The sequence below is a fragment of the Kribbella sp. NBC_01245 genome (assembly GCF_036226525.1).
Taxonomy (GTDB): domain Bacteria; phylum Actinomycetota; class Actinomycetes; order Propionibacteriales; family Kribbellaceae; genus Kribbella.
The window spans coordinates 6,184,177-6,203,664 of the sequence record NZ_CP108487.1 but is presented as its reverse complement, the minus strand read 5'-3'; the positions used below and the strand labels follow the sequence as shown (position 1 = coordinate 6,203,664).

18 protein-coding genes are annotated in these 19,488 nt (G+C 67.8%); 10 read left to right on the top strand and 8 right to left on the bottom strand.

From position 1 onward, the window contains the following. Positions 1 to 5: 5 nt before the first annotated feature. Complete coding sequence (locus tag OG394_RS28325; RefSeq protein ID WP_328996877.1) at positions 6 to 1,175, top strand: glycine C-acetyltransferase; 1,170 nt, start codon at positions 6 to 8, stop codon at positions 1,173 to 1,175. A 113-nt stretch (positions 1,176 to 1,288) separates the two neighbouring features. Further along, positions 1,289 to 2,134 carry a M55 family metallopeptidase gene (locus OG394_RS28320; protein WP_328990150.1) on the top strand — a complete coding sequence of 282 codons (846 nt, stop codon included), beginning with the start codon at positions 1,289 to 1,291 and terminating at the stop codon, positions 2,132 to 2,134. 130 nt (positions 2,135 to 2,264) lie between these two features. Here the strand turns inward: OG394_RS28320 and OG394_RS28315 are convergent, their stop codons facing one another. Genes OG394_RS28315 through OG394_RS28305 form a run of 3 tightly spaced genes read right to left on the bottom strand, consistent with a single transcriptional unit; the run spans position 2,265 to position 7,392 of the window. Then, positions 2,265 to 3,998, bottom strand: coding sequence for an ABC transporter family substrate-binding protein (locus tag OG394_RS28315; RefSeq protein ID WP_328990149.1), 1,734 nt, complete (start codon positions 3,996 to 3,998; stop codon positions 2,265 to 2,267). A gap of 15 nt (positions 3,999 to 4,013) precedes the next feature. Next, positions 4,014 to 5,789: a serine hydrolase gene (locus OG394_RS28310; protein ID WP_328990148.1), complete on the bottom strand. Its 1,776-nt coding sequence runs from the start codon at positions 5,787 to 5,789 to the stop codon at positions 4,014 to 4,016. A 10-nt stretch (positions 5,790 to 5,799) separates the two neighbouring features. After that, on the bottom strand, positions 5,800 to 7,392 hold the full coding sequence (locus OG394_RS28305; RefSeq protein WP_328990147.1) for an N-acyl-D-amino-acid deacylase family protein: 1,593 nt from the start codon (positions 7,390 to 7,392) through the stop codon (positions 5,800 to 5,802). A gap of 194 nt (positions 7,393 to 7,586) precedes the next feature. Here OG394_RS28305 and OG394_RS28300 point away from each other — a divergent pair, with 194 nt between their 5' ends. Genes OG394_RS28300 through OG394_RS28280 form a run of 5 tightly spaced genes read left to right on the top strand, consistent with a single transcriptional unit; the run spans position 7,587 to position 12,456 of the window. After that, on the top strand, positions 7,587 to 8,567 hold the full coding sequence (locus tag OG394_RS28300) for an ABC transporter permease (protein WP_328990146.1): 981 nt from the start codon (positions 7,587 to 7,589) through the stop codon (positions 8,565 to 8,567). Further along, positions 8,560 to 9,465 carry an ABC transporter permease gene (locus OG394_RS28295; RefSeq protein ID WP_328990145.1) on the top strand — a complete coding sequence of 302 codons (906 nt, stop codon included), beginning with the start codon at positions 8,560 to 8,562 and terminating at the stop codon, positions 9,463 to 9,465. The genes OG394_RS28300 and OG394_RS28295 overlap by 8 nt, the downstream gene beginning before the upstream one ends. Continuing rightward, positions 9,462 to 10,520 (top strand): ABC transporter ATP-binding protein, encoded by a 1,059-nt coding sequence (locus OG394_RS28290; RefSeq protein WP_328990144.1) that lies wholly within the window; start codon positions 9,462 to 9,464, stop codon positions 10,518 to 10,520. The genes OG394_RS28295 and OG394_RS28290 overlap by 4 nt, the downstream gene beginning before the upstream one ends. Continuing rightward, entirely contained in the window at positions 10,517 to 11,545 is a 1,029-nt protein-coding gene (locus OG394_RS28285; protein ID WP_328990143.1) for an ABC transporter ATP-binding protein, read from the top strand. The genes OG394_RS28290 and OG394_RS28285 overlap by 4 nt, the downstream gene beginning before the upstream one ends. 23 nt (positions 11,546 to 11,568) lie before the next feature. Beyond that, positions 11,569 to 12,456, top strand: coding sequence for an RNA polymerase sigma-70 factor (locus tag OG394_RS28280; protein ID WP_328996876.1), 888 nt, complete (start codon positions 11,569 to 11,571; stop codon positions 12,454 to 12,456). A 124-nt stretch (positions 12,457 to 12,580) separates the two neighbouring features. Here the strand turns inward: OG394_RS28280 and OG394_RS28275 are convergent, their stop codons facing one another. Genes OG394_RS28275 through OG394_RS28265 form a run of 3 tightly spaced genes read right to left on the bottom strand, consistent with a single transcriptional unit; the run spans position 12,581 to position 14,830 of the window. Further along, positions 12,581 to 13,444: a GNAT family N-acetyltransferase gene (locus OG394_RS28275; RefSeq protein WP_328990142.1), complete on the bottom strand. Its 864-nt coding sequence runs from the start codon at positions 13,442 to 13,444 to the stop codon at positions 12,581 to 12,583. Between the two features lie 35 nt (positions 13,445 to 13,479). Continuing rightward, entirely contained in the window at positions 13,480 to 13,998 is a 519-nt protein-coding gene (locus tag OG394_RS28270; protein WP_328990141.1) for a hypothetical protein, read from the bottom strand. Further along, positions 13,991 to 14,830 carry a class I SAM-dependent methyltransferase gene (locus tag OG394_RS28265; RefSeq protein ID WP_328990140.1) on the bottom strand — a complete coding sequence of 280 codons (840 nt, stop codon included), beginning with the start codon at positions 14,828 to 14,830 and terminating at the stop codon, positions 13,991 to 13,993. The genes OG394_RS28270 and OG394_RS28265 overlap by 8 nt, the downstream gene beginning before the upstream one ends. Positions 14,831 to 14,960: 130 nt before the next feature. On the opposite strand from OG394_RS28265, the gene OG394_RS28260 reads away from it, so the two are divergent. From OG394_RS28260 to OG394_RS28250, 3 genes are all read left to right on the top strand, one after another. Then, a complete protein-coding gene (locus tag OG394_RS28260; protein ID WP_328990139.1) occupies positions 14,961 to 16,049 on the top strand; it encodes a winged helix DNA-binding domain-containing protein in 1,089 nt (362 codons plus the stop codon). Positions 16,050 to 16,108: 59 nt separating this feature from the next. Continuing rightward, on the top strand, positions 16,109 to 16,933 hold the full coding sequence (locus OG394_RS28255) for an aldo/keto reductase (protein ID WP_328990138.1): 825 nt from the start codon (positions 16,109 to 16,111) through the stop codon (positions 16,931 to 16,933). A 62-nt stretch (positions 16,934 to 16,995) separates the two neighbouring features. Next, positions 16,996 to 17,901, top strand: coding sequence for a LysR family transcriptional regulator (locus tag OG394_RS28250; protein ID WP_328990137.1), 906 nt, complete (start codon positions 16,996 to 16,998; stop codon positions 17,899 to 17,901). On the opposite strand, the gene OG394_RS28245 is transcribed toward OG394_RS28250, so the two are convergent. Both OG394_RS28245 and OG394_RS28240 read right to left on the bottom strand, forming a co-directional pair. Next, complete coding sequence (locus OG394_RS28245; RefSeq protein WP_328990136.1) at positions 17,902 to 18,561, bottom strand: hypothetical protein; 660 nt, start codon at positions 18,559 to 18,561, stop codon at positions 17,902 to 17,904. It lies immediately after the preceding gene. Between the two features lie 119 nt (positions 18,562 to 18,680). Beyond that, positions 18,681 to 19,454: an SDR family NAD(P)-dependent oxidoreductase gene (locus tag OG394_RS28240; RefSeq protein WP_328990135.1), complete on the bottom strand. Its 774-nt coding sequence runs from the start codon at positions 19,452 to 19,454 to the stop codon at positions 18,681 to 18,683. Positions 19,455 to 19,488: the final 34 nt, after the last annotated feature.

Below are 19,488 nucleotides of genomic sequence, written 5' to 3'. Positions count from 1 at the left end.
GCCGGATGCGGGAAGACCTGGCAGGCACCATCGGCGAGATCCGGGAGGCGGGCCTTTACAAGTCCGAGCGGGTCATCACCTCACCCCAGAACTCGGCGATTTCTGTTGCCAACGGCAATAAGGTGCTGAACTTCTGCGCGAACAACTACCTCGGCCTGGCCGACCACCCCGAGGTGATCCAGGCGGCCAAGGACGCGCTGGACGAGTGGGGCTTCGGCATGGCCTCGGTCCGGTTCATCTGCGGCACCCAGGCGATCCACAAGCAGCTGGAAGATGCCTTGAGCAACTTCCTCGGCCAGGAGGACTCGATCCTCTACAGCTCCTGCTTCGACGCGAACGGCGGTCTGTTCGAGACGCTGCTCGGCCCCGAGGACGCCGTCATCTCCGACGAGCTGAACCACGCCAGCATCATCGATGGCATCCGCCTGTGCAAGGCCAAACGCTACCGCTACAAGAACCGCGACATGGCCGACCTGGAGGCCCAGCTCAAGGACGCGGCCGACGCCCGGTACCGGCTGATCGCGACCGACGGCGTCTTCTCCATGGACGGGTACGTCGCGCCGCTGGACGAGATCTGCGACCTGGCCGAGCGGTACGACGCCCTGGTGATGGTCGATGACTCGCACGCCGTCGGTTTCGTCGGGCCGAACGGCGGCGGTACGCCCGAGCTGTTCGGCGTCAGCGACCGAGTGGACGTCATCACCGGCACGCTCGGCAAGGCCCTCGGTGGCGCGTCGGGTGGTTACGTGTCGGCGCGTCGCGAGATCGTCGAACTCCTTCGCCAGCGGTCGCGTCCGTACCTCTTCTCGAACTCCCTCGCGCCGGCCGTGACCGCCGCCTCGCTGAAGGCGCTCGAGCTGATCGGCGGTTCGAGCGAGCTGCGCGACCGGCTCAAGGCGAACACCGAGCGCTTCCGGACGAAGATGACCGAGGCCGGGTTCGACGTACTCCCCGGCGATCACCCCATCTCGCCCGTCATGATCGGCGACGCGGCCGAGGCCGGACGCCTCGCGGACAAGCTGCTCGAACTCGGCGTCTACGTCATCGGCTTCTCGTACCCGGTCGTCCCGCACGGCAAGGCGCGCATCCGCACCCAGCTCAGCGCCGCCCACACCACCGAGGACGTCGACCAGGCCGTCGCCGCCTTCATCGAAGCCCGAGCCGCTCTGGCCTGACGTGTGTTGTCCCGGCGGACCAAATCCCACCAGGAGAGCCGTCGGGACACACGTTTCAACCGGGCGAATGCTCCCCTACCGTGCGCAAGAATCGCCGAAAGGAATGGGAGCAGATGAAGGTCTACATCTCGGTCGATATGGAAGGGATCGCGGGTATCGCCACCCTCGATCAGATCGTTCAGGGGCAAGCGGGCTACGCGGCCGCACAAGCGCTGATGACGGCCGAAACGAACGCCGCGATCCTCGGCGCCGTCGAGGCCGGCGCTTCGGAAGTGACAGTCAGCGACAGCCACGGCAGGATGGACAATCTCCTGCACGCCGAGCTGGATCCGCGGGCCCGGTTGGTGTTCGGAACACCTCGGGCACAGTGCATGGCACACGGCCTCACGCCCGACTTCGACGTCGCACTCTTCGTGGGATACCACGCTCCGGGCGGCGCGCCTGGCGTTCTGGCGCACACGTTCTCCTCGGAGTTCGCCCGGATGCGCGTCAACGGGCGGGAGGTGTCGGAGGCGGAGGTCAACGCCCTGTACGCCGCCAGCCGCGGCGTGCCGGTTGGGCTGATCACCGGAGACGACCAGATCTGTGAGCTGGCGGCGAAGGTGATCCCCGGAGTCGGCACGGCGGAGGTGAAGACCGCTGAAGGCTGGAACGCCACGAACTCGGTGAGCCCGTCCGTTGCCCGGGAGCTGATTCAAGAGGGGGCATCGCTGGCGGTCCAGAGCGCGAGTTCCCTTAGCCCGTTGGCCGTTCCGGATGACCTGATCGTTGAGCTCGACCTGCAGATCCCGGAGGCTGCGGAGCTGCTCGCGTTCATCCCCGGCAGCGAACGCCTGGGTGAACTCACCGTCCGGCAGCAGGTCGCCGACATCGACGAGCTGCTGGCCTTGATCACCGTCTGGTACCAGCTCGCCGCCGCCGCCCGCCGCGGCCGCGCCGCCCTAACCGCCCGTCGTTAACCGGATCCCCAGGTCCACACGGTGGCGCGAAACTCGCCGAATGGGGACGAATCAGTCACCGTGTGGACCTGCGCGACCGGCAGGACCTCGCCGTCCCGGACCGGCATCCGGGACGGCGAGGAGAGTGGGGTTACGAGGTGGCGAGGAGTCCCCACTGCTCGGTGTTGTACGTCGGGAAGGCCAGGCTGTTCTCGCGGAGGTTGCCGACCTTCGCGGAGTACGCGAGGAACGACCTGTTCTGGTAGAGCGGCATCACCGCGTAGTCGGCGGCGACGAGCTTGCCCGCCTTCTGCAGCATCTGCGTCGCCGCCTCGGCAGTGGGCGCCGACAGTGCCGAGTTGAGCAGCTTGTCCACCTCCGGATTGCCATAGTTGTTGAGGTTGAACCGGCAGAACGTCTGGCCCGAAGGGCAGCTCAGGTAATACGGGATGTTGCTGGTAGCCGAGTACGGCGACTGCGACACCGTGCCGACCGCGAGCGCCCAGTTACCCTGCTGCGCCGCTTCGACCGTGTTGGCAACAGTGGCGATCTGTACGGCGATACCCAACGGCGCGAGCGCTGCCTGCACCAACTGTGCCTCACTCGCTCGCAACTGATCGCCGGCCTTCACCTCAAACCGCAGCGGCGGCAGAGCCTTGCCATCCGGTGCAACCAGCTTCGAGCCAATCCCCTGGTAACCCGCGTCGGCCAACGTCTTCTTGGCCTTCTCGACGTCACCGATGCCGTACTCGTACTCGCTCACGAGATCGGTGTAGCCGGCCGAGCTCTTGATGAAGATGTGGTTCTTCAGCGGCTCCGCGGTCTCATCGAACTGCCCGATCGTCTTGTCGATGATCTGCTGGACGTCGACCGCCTGGATGATCGCCTTCCGCAGCGCGACGTTCTTCATCACCGGGGCGTTGAGGTTCAGCCAGATCAGGTGCATCGACGCGCCCGGCGTGACCTGGTAGCGGACCGACGGCAACTCCTCCACCTGCTGGACGATGTCGACCTGCGGGTTCGGGTAGATGACGTCGACCTCCTGGTTCGCCAACGAGGTCGGCTGCTGGGAGACGTCGGTGATGAGCCGGAAGATCAGCTTGTCCAGCTTCGCGGGGGTGCCGTACCACTTGTCGTTGCGGCTCATCACGACCGATCCGTCACCGGCGACCTCGTCGATCTTGAATGGACCGGCCGAGAACTTCGGAGCCGTCTTGGCGAGCCCCTCGTTGAAGCTCTTCGCCAGCCCTTCCGGGGTGTCGATCGACCCGTACGTCGCCGCGACGTGTGCGGGCAGGAACGGCGAGAACAACGCCTTCCAGTCGACGTACGCCTGGTCGAACACCACGGTGACGGTCTTGCCGCCATCCGAGCCACTCACCGACTTGATCCGGTCGTACCCGGCGGTGTTGGCCGCCTGGCACCTCGGGCACTGCCGCGGGTCGAGGGCCTTCCAGGTGTAGCTGAAGTCGTCCGCCGAGATCGCGGTACCGTCCGACCAGGTCGCCTTCGGGTTGATCGTGTACTTCACCGTCTGCGGCGAGTCCGCGACCTTCTCCGCGCTGGTCATCAGTGCGGCATTGAGGGCGGGCGTGCCGTCGGGCTGGAGCGTGAACACCCCGGGTAGCAGGGTGCCCGCGATGTCGAGCACCGAGTACGTCGATCCGCCCGAGTTGAGCACGTTCCAGTTCGAGATCGGATAGGTGATCGTGTACGTCACCGTGCCACCGGCTCCGACCTCGGCGGTGTTGGCGGTGTTCGGTTCATCGCTTACCCGCCCGTCGGTTCCCGTGCCGGCCGTCGTACCGGAAGTGCCGGTGCACGCGGCGAGCAGCAGGGCAGTGGCGCACAGCAGGCTTGTCTTCCAGGCAGGTGGAAGTTTCATGGTGGGCTCCAGGGGTCAGGGTTGTTGCAGGACAGAGCGCTCGCCGCGCAGCTGGGCGACAGCCTGGGCCGCGGCCCAACCGATCAGCGCGTCGAGGTGTGGGGCGTTGGCGGCGGGGTCCGCGGCCCGCGTGAAGACACCGACGGCATAGCGGCCGCCGTCCGGGTACTCGACGACGCCGACCTCATTGCGTACCAGCGGCAGGGTGCCGGTCTTGCCGCTCACCTTGATCTCGTCGCCGGGAAAGCCACTGGTGAGCCGGTGGGGCCAGATCTGGTGGCCCATCCAGTCCCGGACGAGCTTGCACGCCGCGGGCGGAGCCGCCTCGTCGCGCCAGATCGCCGCGAGCAGCCGGGTGATCTCCTCGGGAGTCGTACGGCAGGTCTCGGCGGGCGTCAGCGCCCGTAGACCCAGCAGGCGCTCGACCGACACCTCGGCGAGGTCGCGCTCGTCGTCGCCGTAGTCGATACCGAGGTCCTCGCCGATGGTCGCGAGGAGTTCGGCGCAGTTCTGCGGTACGGCGGTCGCGCTGAGGCCGAGGTCCTTCAGTAGTGCCGCGACCTGGTCCTTGCCGACCCGTTCGAGTACGAGGTCGGTCGCCACGTTGTCGCTGATGACCATCATCAACAGGGCCAGATCGCGATACGAAATGAGCGCGTGGTCGCGGTGAGCGGCAAGGCCGAACGGCGAAGCCACCAAGCCGTTGTCCACCTTCACCCGCTCGGTGAGATCGACTTCTCCCGTGACGGCCTGCCGCGCGAGTTCGAGGCTGACCGGCACCTTGAAGACAGAGGCGGTGACCACCGGAGTGGTCTCGTCGATGCCGATCGTCTCGCCGCTGTCGAGGTCTCGCGCGTGCAGCCAGAGCTCGGCGCCGAGCTCGCGCGCGCGGTCCCGGATCTCCGCCGGAGTCCTGGCGCCGGCCGTACGAAACACGTATCGAGCTGGGGATGGGACGACCCGCAGCTGGTCGATGGCAAGGCGGGCGACGGTCCCGATGCACGCGTCGAGCTCGGGCCTGCGATACGCGTGGTCGGTAGACCGCAGGAACACCGCGACGGCATACCGGCTGCCATCGCCGTCCTCGACGACGCCCACCTCGTTTCGCCAGTACGGCAAGGTGCCCGTCTTGGCGCTCACCTTGGTCCCCGATTCGGTGAACCCGGTGCGCAGCCGATGCGGCCAAGCCTGCAGTCCAAGGATGCGGCGCATCTCCGCGCACGCCTCCGGATTGGCCGTCTCGCCCCACCAAATGGCCGAAAGCAGCTGGACGATCTCGCGCGGCGTCCCTACCTGCAGCGAGCGCTCCGGGTCCACCGCCCTGGCGGTGTGCAACTGCTCGAGGTTGGGCGCGTCTTCGGCGACCGTCCGGTAGATGTCGTCGCAACTGCCGTCAACCCGTGTCGCCGTCAGGCCGAGCTCGCGCAGTCTGACGTTGATCGCGTCAGTGCCGAGCAGCCGAACGAGGACGTCCGTCGCCGCGTTGTCGCTGACACTCATCATCCAGTAAGCCAAGTCCCGCAGGGATAGCTCGATCGGATCGGCCATCACGGATAGCCCGGTCGGCCCGGCGGAACGACCCTCGACCGGTAGGTCGATGCGCGTGGCCGGGTCGAGCCGCCCGTCGGCGAATTGGCAGAAAAGTTCAACGAGCACAGGGATTTTGAAGACGCTTGCCAGCACCACCGGCTCGTCCTCGCCGTACCCGAACTCGGCACCGCGATCAAGGTCGACGGCATAAACCCAGCCTTGAGCACCAACTGCCTTGAGGACGGCGTCGATCGAGAGCATCGCGTTGTCCCTACTGCCCGCGCCGCAGCGCCCGGCCGGCCAGCACGCCGGTGGGGATGCCGTCGGCGAGGGCCGGTTTGCCGTTGACCACCACGTGCCTGATCCCGGTGGCGTACTGGTGTGGCTGCTCGTACGTCGCGCGATCGCCGATCGTTTCAGCGTCGAACACGACCAGGTCCGCGTAGTTGCCCGGGGCAACCACACCACGATCGCGGAGGCCGAGATTGCCGGCCGGCAGACTGGTCATCCGACGTACCGCCTCGCCGAGGGATAACAGCGACTGCTCCCGCACGTACCGGCTGAGGATCCGCGCGAACGATCCGTAGGCGCGCGGATGCGTGAGCGTTTCGTCGTACGGCGCCTCGGCCGCGACCGCTTCGGCGTCGGAACAGACGGAGACCCACGGATTGCGCAGGGCGGTCCGCAGTACGTCCTCGTCCATCATGAAATACATCGCGTTGACCGATGGCTCCTGCTCGACGAGTTCCAGCAGCATCTCCACCGGATCGGCACAGTTGCTATCGGCAACTTCTTGCAGAGTGAGGCCGCGGTACTCCGCCGCGGGGCCCTTCGGATCGGGCAGCAGCATGATCCCGTCGGCTCCGCCGGAGGCGAGGTAGAGGTTCTCCCAACGGTCCGACGGCATGACGACAGCCGCACGGATCCGCGCCCGTTCGGCCGGATCACCCAGCCGTTTGGCAAGTGCCTCATAGCCGCCGTCGTGGAAGTCGGGCGGGATCGAGGACCCGAGGCTGGTCTGGCCGGCGAGGTACGGATAGACGTCGGCGGTCACCTTCTGGCCCACCGCCCGGGCGGCCTCGACCCGCTCGATGGCTCGCTGCATCTTCGGCCAGTTGTGCCGGCCGGCGGCTTTGAGGTGGTAGATCTCGGCCGGCAGTTCCGCCCGTCGGCCGATCTCGATCAGCTCGTCGACCGCGTCGAGGAAGTGGTCGCCCTCGCTGCGGAGATGGGAGATGTACATGCCGCCGTGCCGGGCCACCACCTCGGACAGTGCCACCAGTTCGTCGGTTGAGGCGAAGCATCCCGGCGGATAGATCAGGGCCGAGCCGAGCCCGAGCGCGCCGTCGGCCATCTCCTCGTCCAGGATGCCGCGGACCTGGTCAAGCTCGGCGGCAGTCATCGGCCGATCAACGGCGCCCGCCCCGATCATCCGGAGGTTGTGCGCGCCGACGAAGCTCGCGACATTCTGCGCGACGCCCTTGCGCTCCAGATGCCCGAGGAATTCCGGCAGCCGGTCCCAGGTCAGCGACGGTTCACCGGGACCGGGTTCGAGCAGCGCCTTGGACTCGGCGGTGAACGGCCCGATCGACAGACCCTCACCGAAGATCTGCGTGGTGACGCCCTGGTAGAGATCGGACAGGCCGCGCCCATCCTTCTCAAGACTGAAGTACGCGTGGCTCAGCACGTTCACGAAGCCGGGCGCGACCGCCAGCCCAGTGGCGTCGATCGTCGGAACGTCGGAGCCGGGCACGTGACCGACAGCGACGATCCGATCGCCCTCGACGAGTACGTCGGCCACGCGGCCCGGGCCGCCCTTGCCGTCGTGGACCGTGCCACCGCGAATTACCAAGGTCGTCGACATGCGTTGCATCCTGGCCCCGCCGTGGCCGCCAAGAATCGTCCGGGCCGACGAACTCCGGGCCCGCCTTGCGTACGGCACGACGAAGTGCCCGGCCGTTCGACCCGCTTTGCTGAGCAGCTAAGCCCGGCAGAACAACGCGGAGGTCGATGATGGAGACCACTCACGAGCCGTACGACGAAGTCCGGTAACCCGTCGTGCTCACCTACACGTTCCGCCGGCTCCTGGCCGCGATCCCGGTGATCATCGCGTCGACGTTCGTCGTCTTCCTGCTGGTGACGCTCGCCGGTGATCCGCTCGCCAACTTCAAGGACAAGAACCCGCCTCCGTCCCCGGCGGTGGTCCAGGTCGAGGCACAGCGCCTGCACCTCGACGAACCACTGCTGCAGCGGTACTGGAGCTGGATCACCGGGATCCTGCACGGCGACTTCGGCCCCTCCGTGCGTACCAACCTCGACATCGGGCACGAGATCACCACCAGGTTCGGCGTCACGATCCGGTTGATCGCCCTGGCCGTCGTACTGGCCCTGGTGCTCGCCGTGGTGGTGGGAGTCGTCAGCGCGGTGAAGCAGTACTCCGGGGTCGACTACGGATTCACTTTCGCGGCATTCCTCTTCCTCTCGATGCCGTCGTTCTGGTTCGCCGTACTGCTCAAGCAGGGCGGGATCTCGCTGAACAACCTCGTCGGGGACCAAGTCGTGTACACGATCGGGGAGAGATCCGTGGTGGTCGAGGGCGGCGCCTGGGCCCAACTGGTCGATGCCGCCGGCCACATGGTGCTGCCGACAATCTCGCTCGCGCTCATCTCGTTCGGGGCGTGGAGCCGGTTCCAGCGCGCGTCGATGCTGGACGTGCTGAACAGCGACTACGTCCTGTTTGCCCGCGCCAAAGGCCTGTCCCGGCGCCGGGTGACCATCCGGCACGCGTTGCGGACGGCACTGATCCCGATGGTGACCGTGACTGCGCTCGACTTCGCGGCCCTCGTCTCCGGCGCGGTGATCACCGAGACCGTCTTCCAGTGGCGCGGGCTCGGCGACTTCTTGGTCAGCTCGGTCCAGCAGCGCGACGTGTACGCCGTACTCGGCTGGCTGCTGATCGTCGCCATCGCCGTCATCGTGTTCAACCTGATCGCCGACCTGCTCTACGCCCTACTCGATCCGAGGATTCGCTATGAGTGAGCAGCACCTCGCCGTTCCCGTCCTGGCGCGACCAGCGACCGTCGTACGGCAACGCCATCAGAGCGAACTGGTGCTCCGCCGGTTCCTGCGGCACAAAGCGGCGGTGATCAGTCTGGCCTTGTTCGTCGGCGTCATCGTGCTGGCCTTCGTCGGCGGTGCGCTCTGGCGGTACGACTACGCCGACATCTCCTCCCCCGCGTCGGTCCCGCCGTCGGCCGCGCATCCCTTCGGTACCGACAATCTCGGGCACGACACCTTCGCCCAAGTCCTGCGCGGCACCCAGCGGTCGATCGAGATCGCGCTCGTGATCGCGATGCTCGCGGGGCTGTTCGGCACTCTCTGGGGTGCGGTGGCCGGCTACTACCGCGGCATCACGGACAGCGTGATGATGCGGATCGCGGACCTGATGCTGACGCTTCCGCTGCTCGCGGTCGCCGCCGTCCTGACCCAGGCCACCTCGGGCTCGTGGTGGTTCGTCGCGCTCGTGATCGCCGCTCTGCAATGGGCGTACGTCTCCCGGGTGGTGCGTGGAGTGGTGCTCTCGCTGCGCGAGAAGGACTTCATCGAGGCGAGCCGCGCACTAGGCGCCACCGACCGCTGGATCATCTTCCGGCACCTGATTCCCAACGCCCTCGGGCCGATCATCGTCAACGTCACCATCCTGGTCGCCGCCGCGATCCTGGTCGAGACGGCGCTGTCCTTCCTCGGACTCGGCGTCCAGCCGCCCGACACGTCTCTCGGCCTGCTGGTCAGTGACGCCGACACCGCGGTCAGCACCCGGCCCTGGCTGTTCTACTTCCCTGGAGCCTTCATCGTCATCATCGCCTTGACCATCAACTTCATCGGCGACGGACTGCGCGACGCCTTCGACCCGACCCAAACAAAGGTCCGCGCATGACCAGGCCCGGGGTCGGGTCTGAGGTCGTGTTGGAGGTGGAGGACCTGACGGTTTCGTTCCCGACCGAGGACGGCTTGGTCCGGGCGGTCCGTGGGGTCAGCTACGACCTGCGGCTGGGCGAGGTGCTCGGCATCGTCGGTGAATCCGGCTCCGGCAAATCGGTCACCTCGAAGGCGGTGATGGGATTGCTGCCGGGCTCGGCCAAGGTCGGCGGATCCGTCCGGTTCCGCGGCCAGGAGCTGATCGGCGCGCCCGAGAAGGAACTGCAGGCCATCCGTGGCGGCCGGATCGCGATGGTCTTCCAGGACCCGATGACCTCGCTCAACCCGGTCTACACCGTCGGCGACCAGATCGCCGAGGCGGTCCGCGCGCACAACGACGTCAGCGCCGCCGCGGCCCGCGAACGCGCCGTCGAACTGCTCGCGATGATGCAGATCCCGCGCCCTCGGGAGCGCGCCCGCGACTACCCGCACGAGTTCTCCGGTGGCATGCGGCAGCGGGTGGTGATCGCGACCGCGATGGCCAACGATCCCGACGTGATCATCGCCGACGAACCGACCACCGCGCTCGACGTGACGGTTCAGGCGCAGGTGCTCGAGGCGCTGGAGACGGCACGGGCGGCGACCAACGCGGCCATGGTGCTGATCACGCACGACCTCGGTGTCATCGCCGGTACGGCGGACCGCGTGCTCGTCATGTACGCCGGCCGGCCGGTCGAGTTGGGCGACGTCGACGACATCTACTACCGGCCGCGAATGCCTTACACACTTGGGCTTATCGGCAGCCTCCCCCGGCTCGACACCGCCCAGCGAGGCGACCGGCTCGTCCCCATCACCGGATCGCCGCCCTCCTTGCTCAACCTCCCGCCGGGCTGTCCCTTCGCACCACGCTGCCCGCTCCGGCAGGACCAGTGCGAGCAGGTCGAGCCCGCAGTACTCGCCACCCACTCCCCGAATCACCTCGCCGCCTGCCATTTCTCCGCCGACCTGGAAGGGCGCCGGCCGGAGGACGTGTTCATCGCCACCTCCGTCGACAACTCTGGAGGTACGCCATGACCCGGCCCTCTGACGTACCACTGCTATCCGTACGCGATCTGGTGAAGCACTACCCGGTCCGCGGCAAAGGCCTGCTCCGGCGTACGGCTGGCGACGTACACGCCGTCTGTGGGGTGTCGTTCGACCTGTACCGGGGCGAAACCCTAGGCCTGGTTGGCGAATCGGGCTGCGGAAAGTCCACCACCGGACGCGCCGTACTCAACCTGCAACGCCCGACCTCCGGCCAAGTGGTGTTCCAAGGCGAGGACCTCGGCACCACCAGCTCGAAGGACTTGCGCCGGATGCGCCAGCGAATGCAGATCGTCTTCCAGGACCCGTACGCCTCGCTCGACCCACGCGCCACGGTCAGCAGCGCGATCGCCGAACCCCTGCGCATCCACGGCACGTACGCCGACGGCGGGCCCGAGCGGGTCCGGGAACTGCTGCGCACGGTCGGGCTCAACCCCGAGCACGGCAACAGGTATCCGCACGAATTCTCCGGCGGCCAACGCCAGCGCGTCGGTGTCGCCAGGGCGCTCGCGATGCGCCCGGACCTGGTCGTACTCGACGAACCTGTGTCGGCGCTCGACGTCTCGATCCAGGCCGGGGTGGTCAACCTGCTCGAAGACCTCCAGGAGGAGCTCGGACTGGCGTACCTCTTCGTCGCGCACGACCTGTCCGTGGTCCGGCACATCGCGCACCGGGTCGCGGTGATGTACCTCGGCCGGATCGTCGAGATCGGCGACCGCGACCAGTTGTTCGACCAGCCCGCGCACCCGTACACGCAAGCCCTGATCTCGTCCATCCCGGTGCCCGATCCGCGGCGCGAGCGGGAAAGGGCGAAGCGGCGGATCCTGATCAGCGGCGACGTACCCAGCCCGGTGACCCCGCCGAGCGGCTGCCGGTTCCGGACCAGGTGCCCGAAGTTCGCGCAGCTCACCTCGGACGAGCAGGTCGCCTGCGTCGAGCAGGTCCCCGAGCTGGTCGACCGCGGCCAAGGTCACCCCTCGGCCTGCCACTACGCCGAGGTGATCCCCGTCGTCTGACCTCTACGATGGCTGGCGTGGTCATGACAAACTCGCTGGACGACGCGGCCGAAGCCTTCGCCGAGGTTCGGCCGCGGCTCTTCGGGATCGCGTATCGCGTGCTGGGGAGTTCGGCCGAGGCAGAGGACGTCGTACAGGACGCCTGGCTGCGCTGGCAGGCGTACGACCGGGAGACCGTCCGCGATCCCGTCGGCTTTCTCGTCACCACGACGACCCGGCTGGCGATCAACGTGGGACAGTCCGCGCGCTCCCGGCGTGAGCTGTACGTCGGACCGTGGTTGCCCGAGCCGGTCGACACCAGCGCCGATCCGGCCCTCGGCGCCGAACGAGGCGAGGCGCTCGAAATGGCCATGCTGATGCTGCTCGAGCGGCTCTCGCCCACCCAGCGGGCGGCCTACGTACTGCGGGAGGCGTTCGACTACCCGTACGACCAGATCGCCGAGGTGATCCAGTCGACCGAGGCGAACGCCCGCCAACTGGTCAGCCGCGCCCGCAAGCAACTGGCCACGGAACAACCCGAACGAGTCGACGCCGCCGAACACCGCCGCTTGCTGACCGCCTTCCTCGCCGCCGCGCAGGCCGGTGACCTCGCGGCGCTGGAAGAGCTCCTGGCCGCCGACGTCATCAGCTACTCCGACGGTGGCGGTCTCGCCCGAGCCACCAAGTTCCCGGTGCTCGGCCGGGACCACGTCAGCAAGTTCGTCCGCGCCTTCCACACCCGCTTCTGGACCAACGCAACCATCACCTGGGTCGAAGCCAACGGCCGCGCCGCCGTCCTCCTCCAACGCGACGGCACCTCCTACGCCCTAGTCACCCTCAGCGCCAGCCCCAACGGCGTAGACCACCTCCTATGGATGCTCAACCCGGAGAAGCTTGCCGTCATTACAGCCGCGGTGACTACCGAGCCCTAACAAACGGAAACTTGCATCGGCCTGGCCGTCCCAAACCGAACCGCCAGCACCACACGCCGTCCCCAAACCACCCGAGACAGAACGAAAACCGCCACCGCGTGGACCTGGCGATCCGCCGCGCGTGTCAACTGGGCGACGGACGGGTGAACGACAGCAGGCGATCGACTTCCTCGAAGCCGGCCCTGTCGTACATGCGGTTCGCGGCGGTGCGATCGCGCTCGGAGTCGCCGGGCGCAGCGTCGTCGTCGACGAACAGGATGACCTCTTCCGCGCCAAGCTCGGCGAGCAGGTCGACGGCTGAGCCGAGCAACGCCAGACCGATCCGCTGGCCGCGCGCGACCGGTTCGACACTGATCCACCACAAGACGCCAACGCCTGCGAACGGCGTCCCGATCACGGCCTCAGCGATAACGTCGCCGTTGCGCCGGATCATCAACCGTTGGCCGGGGTGATCTGCGGCTGGGCTGACCTCGATCCCAGCTGCGCGTGGGAGATCCGGCATCGGTAGCGAGGCCCGCATGTAGCGCCACAGGTCTTCCCCGGTGAATCCGCTCTCGGTCAGCGCGCGATGTGTCGCGGGGCGGTGCCGGACCGGGAACGCCTCCAGGCCGAGGGATAAGGCCGTGGCGAATTCGAAAGCGTGGATCGTGCGCTTGTGCCCGAGCTGGGACAACGCGTGGTTGAGCAGAATCGTGGCGATGGTCTGGTCCTCGCTGCAATGCAGCCAGAGGATCACGCCGGCGCGATCGCGTGCCCTCGTCGCGTACGAGACGACTCCGAGCACCTGGCCGGTGGTGTCGTGGGCGACCTCGGTGACGGCTGGGTCAAGCTCATCCCACCAGCTGCTATCCACAGTGGAGCGGCCAGCCAGCGCGTCGCTGAGCATGGCGTTCGTGACCGCTGGTTGTCCCGGCAGGATGTCGGCCTCCACCAACTGCAGGACGGCGTTCTCGTCATGGCGCTCGTAAGGACGAATCGAGAGTTTCAAGTGATCCCCTTCCCTGACCAGCTTGCCCTAGGGCACTAGGGGCGGAGGATGGTGTTGAAGGGGTCGGTGCGGGTGTGCGGGTGCCAGTTGGTGAGGTAGGGCGGGACTAGCCAGCGGGTTCGGCCGGTGGGTTCGGTGTAGGTGCCGGGGGCGGGGACCCAGGCGTTGGGGCCGCTTCGGAGGACGCCGCCGACCGGGTCGAGTTGGGAGGCTGGGACCGAGAAGGGGGTGAGGAAGAAGGACCAGCGGCGGGTGCGTGGGGCGATCGCGGTCGGGCAGGTCATCTTGAGCTGGTGGTGCAGGGGTGCGCCGAAGGCCGCCGGTAGTTCGATCACGTCGAAACGCGAAGTCAGCAACGCGATCTCGAAACCGTCCGACCACGCGTTGGCCACACCGGCGGCCGTGTCGATGGGCACGCCGTCTAGCAGGTGCGGGTCTACGCAGGTGCGGAGGCGGCAGGGGCAGAGGGCGTGGCGGGGTACGGCGAGACGGGCGACGGGCCAGCCGTGGTCGACGTACTCGATGGCCTTGGCGCGGACCTTGGCTTCACGCACGCCAGCCGACCCCGAGCAGCAGGGAGCTCGACGGTACGAGTTCGGGCTGGTCGTCGGCGAGCCGCGAGCATTCCAGGGCGGTCGTGAGCGGATCGGGATCGAGCAGGGTCGGCGGCAGCGGGCCGGCGCGATGCGCGTCGAGTACAACGGTGAGCCAGCCGCCCGGACCGGTCAGGCCGTGCAAAGTGACGGGCCGTAAACCAACGACGGTCAACTCCGTCCGCAGCACGGTAGTGCCGTGGTAGTGCGTGCTCGGCGCCATCCGCTCGTTTGAGCTGCTGCTGCCGGTGCGCAGGATGTCCTCGACGACTTCGCGACGGCGGCTCAGCGTGTTCGCGAGGGCCGAGCCGATCAGGTTGGCGGTGCGGTTGATCGCGACCACCATCAACAGGCCGCCTGGACGCAACACCCGCACGGCTTCGCTGAGCGCCTGCAGCCGGTCGGCCTTGTTGACCAGGTGGTACATCGGCCCGGCCATCAGCACCGCGTCGTACGTCTCGTCATGCCACGGCAGACTGCGCGCGTCGCCGAGCAGCGCCGGTACGCCGGCCGCGCGCGCCTGCTCGATATGCCGCGGAACGGGGTCGAGCAGGCCGACCGAATGGCCTTGTTCGATCATCCAGGCGGCGTGCGCGCCCGGGCCGCCGCCGATATCGGCGACCTTCGCGTTCGGGCCGGGCAGGTATCTGGTCAGGAAATAGCGCAGCCGCTCGGTCTCGAGCCGGCCTTTGACGGTCGACGACAACCGCGCCGACTCGTCCCATCTACTCGAGTAGTGCTCCATCAGGTCGGGCGAGATCGTCGAATACGCGGCATGCTGGTGGTGGCTCACAATCGGTCCCTCCGAGGCGTTGGTCCGATCGAGTCTGGGTGGGACCAGTGGGCCTTCGGGAGGCCAGATCGCGGGGCAACTCGGGGCAGATCGGCGGAGAAGTGTCGGTGCGGCAGGACATGATGTCGGCATGACTGTTCTCTCGGCCCGTGCCGTCAACCGGGCAACGCTTGCGCGGCAGCTGCTGCTGGAGCGGGCCGACCAGACGCCTGCCCAGGCGGTCGCCCGTCTCGCCGGCCTGCAAGGACAGGAGCCAAAACATCCGTACGTCGGTTTGTGGACTCGTCTGACCGGCTTCCAGGCAAGCGATCTCACCCAGGCCGTGCATGAGCGTGAGCTGGTCCGGGCCACCTTCTTCCGCGGCACGTTGCACCTCGTCACCAAGGCCGATTACCTGCGTTTCCGCGGCACGCTCGCGCCCGTGCTGGAGAGCGGGCTGAAGCTGCTCGGCGATCGCGCGGCCGGTCTCGACCAGCAGAAGGTCGTCGCCGCCGCGCGCAAGATCCTCGCCGACGAGCCGCTGACGTTCACCCAGATTCGCGACGCGCTGATCGAGCAGTTCCCCGAGGTCAACGATCGCGCCCTCGGTTTCACCACCCGGATGCTGGTGCCGCTGGTGATGGTCCCGACCGACACCCGCTGGGGCTACTCGGCGAATGCCCGTTTCACCCCGGCCGAGAGTTGGCTCGGTCAGGCCCCCACGCCCGACGTCGTACCGAAGGATCTGGTCGAGCGGTATCTGCGCGCCTTCGGCCCGGCCACGCCGGCGGACTTCCAGACCTGGTCCGGCCTGACCAAGGCGAAGGCGCTGTTCGACGCGTCCGAGCTGGAGCGGTTCAAGGACGAGAGCGGAAAGATCCTGTACGACCTACCGGATGCACCGCGTCCCGGCGCGGACGTCGAGGCGCCGGTGCGGTTCCTGCCCGAGTTCGACAATCTCCTGCTGGCACACGCGAAACGCGAGCGCGTGATCGCCGACGAGTTCCGCCCGGCCGTCTTCACGAAGAACCTGCGGATCAAGTCGACGTACTTGGTGGACGGTCAGGTGTCCGGACTGTGGACGGCGGAGAAGAAACGAGGTGTGGCGACGCTCACCCTCACCCCGTTGGGAAAACCGGGAAAGCGTTCGAAATCCGAACTCGAGCGCGAGGGGACCGCCCTGCTGGAGTTCCTGGAGCCCGAGGCCAGGAGTTTCGAGGTGGTTACGGACCAGGGATGAGGTGGTTGTCACACCCCGGATTCCTGGGCTGCGGCCCTGGAACGGCGTGAGATAGGAGGATGAGCACAGTCCCCACCATCACTCTGGACAACGGCGTCGAGATCCCCCAGCTGGGACTGGGCGTCTGGCAGGTCGAGAACGAGGTCGTTCCGGAGGTCGTCACCGCCGCGCTCGGCAGCGGCTACCGGCATATCGACACCGCGGCCGTCTACGGCAACGAGGAAGGCGTCGGCCGCGCGCTGGCCGCCTCCGAGCTGTCCCGTGACGAGGTCTTCGTCACCACCAAACTCTGGAACGACGACCAGGGCTACGACTCCACCCTGAAGGCCTTCGACGCGAGCCTCGACCGGCTCGGCCTGGAGTTCGTGGACCTCTACCTGATCCACTGGCAGTCGCCGAAGCGCAACCTGTACGTCGAGACGTGGAAGGCGTTCGAGCAGCTGTACGCCGACAAGCGGGTGCGCGCGATCGGCGTCTCGAACTTCCACATCCCGGCTTTGCAGCGCCTCTTCGAGGAGACCGACCTGCGCCCGGCGGTGAACCAGATCGAGCTGCACCCCGGCCTTCCGCAGGACGAGCTGCGCGCCTTCAACGCCGAGAACGACATCGTCACGCAGGCCTGGAGCCCGCTCGCGCAGGGCAACATCCTGAGCAGCCCGGTGCTGGCGGACCTCGCGAAGAAGCACGGCAAGAGCCCGGCCCAGGTGGTGCTGCGCTGGCACCTCCAGCTCGGCAACGTGGTGATCCCGAAGTCGGTCACCCCGGCCCGGATCGCGGAGAACATCGACGTCTTCGACTTCCGCCTGGACAACGACGACATGGCCGCCATCGCGGACCTCGAGGACGGCCAGCGCACCGGTGGCGACCCGGACAAGGTGGGCTGAATCTGGCGATCTGCCCGGGCCAGCCCCGGGCGGATCTCGCAAGCCGTGGGACCCTGGGAACTGTGATCGAGGTTCGCAGGTTGCGGGTATTGCGGGCGCTGGCCGACCACGGCACGGTGACCGCCGCGGCCGAGGTGCTGCACCTGACGCCCTCGGCCGTCTCGCAGCAACTGGCCGCACTGGAGAGCGAGGTCGGCCAGGAGCTGCTGCAACGACGCGGCCGCCGAGTGGAGATCACCTCGGCGGGCCGCCTGCTGCTGCGGCATGCCGACACGATCCTGACCGAGGTCGAGCGGGCCGAACAGGCCATGCGCGAACACGCCGACGGCAGTACCGGTGAGCTGCGGGTGGCCGCCTTCGCCACCGCGATCAGCCTGCTCGTCGCGCCCTCGCTGATCCGGCTGCGCGAGTCCGCGCCCGGCCTGCGCGTGGTTGTGACCGACGCCGAGGGCCACGAGGGCATCACCCGGCTGCTCGACGGTGACGCCGATATCGCGGTGGCGGTCGAGCATCGCGGCACACCCCGGCTGGACGATCGTCGCGTCAGCCGGATCCCCTTGTACGCCGAGCCGTTCGACGCCGTACTCCCGGCCCGGCACCGGTTGGCCACGGCCGAGGCCGTCGTACTGTCCGAGCTGGCCGACGACGAGTGGATCACTCAGCCCGTCGGTAATCCGGTCCGGGACGTCGTCGCGATGGCTTGTGAGCAGGCCGGTTTCGAACCACTCGTGGTGCATACGTCGGGCGACTTCCGGGCGGTGGCGGCCCTGGTCGCGACGGGCGCGGGGGTGGCACTCGTACCGCGGTTGGCCCTGCGGGGTGTCGACACCGCCGGCGCCATCGCCGTACCGCTTGCCGAGCCGGCGCCGGTACGACGCGTCTTCGCCGCCGTACGCCGGGCAGGCGTCGGCCATCCGTTGATCGCCGCCACCCTCGAGGAATTCCGCAAAGCCGCCGCCTCGGTCTAACTAAGGCAGGCGGAAGCCGGCGGTTCGGGCGATGTCCTCGACAGCGGTCCACTTGATGTCCTCGCCGCTGGTCTGGAGGACGGTGACGCTGACGGTTCGGCCCTTGCGGGTGACGGCGTACGTGTGGTTGATGTCGTCGTCTCCGTCGTCGGTCCAGCGGAGCAGCCGGGTGGTCACCGCGGCCCGGAGTGGCCGGTCCTCGGTCAGCGTCTGGTCAGGCACGGTCCCGCCGCCAGGCGCCGGGCACAGCCGGATCACCCCGATGAACTTCTTGTACGCCGTTGCCGCCGTGGCCGCGTCGTCATACTCGGTGAGCCATTGACCGCCGACGTCGCCGCTATCCGTCGTGAACGCGGCCATCAGCCGTGCGCGGGAGTCCGGCCGACGGGTGATCGCCGAACCGCAACGCGGGATCTGCGGCTGGCCCGGCTCGATTCGCCAGTTGTGCCGGAGATCGGCCCTCGCGAGGTCGCCGCCGCGCAGCATCATCAGCGGGGTGAGCGATCCGCTGCCGAGGTCGGCCACCGGCAGCTCCGCCGGTCCGACCTTGACGTCGGTGGCGCTCGGGACGGGCTTGAGGCCGAGCTGGACGCCGGCGCAACCGCTGAGCAACAGCCCGAAGGCGACGGCAGTGGGTACGACCCAGAACCGGTAACGCATGTTGACCAACCCTCACTCGGCGGACCCCCCACCGATGACGTGCGAAGGTGATTCTGGTTGCCGAACGGGTCAGTTGAAGGTCAAACCGTCTCTTTCCGTCCACGAGTGGTCACATCTGGTCAGCCGCGGCGGCGTCCGTCCAGTCCGACCGTCGAGAGGCGGGCGATGAGAGCACGCGGGGTATAGCGGCCGAAGGCGGTGATCACCTTGTAGCGGAGGCTCGGAACGGAGACCGCTTTGCCCTTCATCAGGTCGGCCCAAGCGCCGTTGACCAGGTCTTCCGCGTTCAGCCACATGAACGACGGCACGATCGTCTTGTCCATGCCCATCCGCTCGTGGAACTCGGTGTGTACGAACCCCGGGCACAACGCCATCACCGCGACACCCTTGGACCGCAGCTCGATCGCGAGCCCCTCGGAGAAGTTGGTCACCCAGGCCTTGTGCGCGCTGTAGCTGCCGCGCTGGAAGTACCCGGCGACGGAGGACACGTTGATGACCGCACCCGAACCGCGGCTGATCATCGGCACCACGGCCGCGTGCGTCAGCCGCAGCACCACCCGGACGAGCAGGTCGAACTGGTGCTCCTCCTGCTCGATCGTGTTCGCCCAGAACGGCTTCTTCGCGCCGTACCCGGCGTTGTTCACCAGCACCTCGATCGGGCGACCCTCGTTCCCGAGCCGCTCCTCGACCTCGGCCAACTGCACGGGATTGGTGAGATCGGCCGCGAGCACCTCGCAGTCGACCCCGTAGCGCCCGCTGATCTCGGCCCCCACCTCGGTCAGCCGTTCCTTGTCCCGGGCAACAAGCACCAGGTCATACCCATCAGCGGCCAACTTGTCCGCGAACGCCCGCCCAATCCCCGCGGTCGGCCCAGTAATCATCGCCGTCGACATACCGCCAGTCTGTCACTCCCAACGGGCGCCAGCC

Excerpts from the sequence above, each read along its gene's own strand:
- OG394_RS28325 (WP_328996877.1), top strand. The coding sequence starts at position 6 with ATGCGGGAAGACCTGGCAGGCACCATCGGCGAGATCCGGGAGGCGGGC.
- OG394_RS28320 (WP_328990150.1), top strand. The coding sequence starts at position 1,289 with ATGAAGGTCTACATCTCGGTCGATATGGAAGGGATCGCGGGTATCGCC.
- OG394_RS28315 (WP_328990149.1), bottom strand. The coding sequence starts at position 3,998 with ATGAAACTTCCACCTGCCTGGAAGACAAGCCTGCTGTGCGCCACTGCC.
- OG394_RS28310 (WP_328990148.1), bottom strand. The coding sequence starts at position 5,789 with ATGCTCTCGATCGACGCCGTCCTCAAGGCAGTTGGTGCTCAAGGCTGG.
- OG394_RS28305 (WP_328990147.1), bottom strand. The coding sequence starts at position 7,392 with ATGTCGACGACCTTGGTAATTCGCGGTGGCACGGTCCACGACGGCAAG.
- OG394_RS28295 (WP_328990145.1), top strand. The coding sequence starts at position 8,560 with ATGAGTGAGCAGCACCTCGCCGTTCCCGTCCTGGCGCGACCAGCGACC.
- OG394_RS28290 (WP_328990144.1), top strand. The coding sequence starts at position 9,462 with ATGACCAGGCCCGGGGTCGGGTCTGAGGTCGTGTTGGAGGTGGAGGAC.
- OG394_RS28285 (WP_328990143.1), top strand. The coding sequence starts at position 10,517 with ATGACCCGGCCCTCTGACGTACCACTGCTATCCGTACGCGATCTGGTG.
- OG394_RS28280 (WP_328996876.1), top strand. The coding sequence starts at position 11,569 with ATGACAAACTCGCTGGACGACGCGGCCGAAGCCTTCGCCGAGGTTCGG.
- OG394_RS28260 (WP_328990139.1), top strand. The coding sequence starts at position 14,961 with ATGACTGTTCTCTCGGCCCGTGCCGTCAACCGGGCAACGCTTGCGCGG.
- OG394_RS28255 (WP_328990138.1), top strand. The coding sequence starts at position 16,109 with ATGAGCACAGTCCCCACCATCACTCTGGACAACGGCGTCGAGATCCCC.
- OG394_RS28245 (WP_328990136.1), bottom strand. The coding sequence starts at position 18,561 with ATGCGTTACCGGTTCTGGGTCGTACCCACTGCCGTCGCCTTCGGGCTG.
- OG394_RS28240 (WP_328990135.1), bottom strand. The coding sequence starts at position 19,454 with ATGTCGACGGCGATGATTACTGGGCCGACCGCGGGGATTGGGCGGGCG.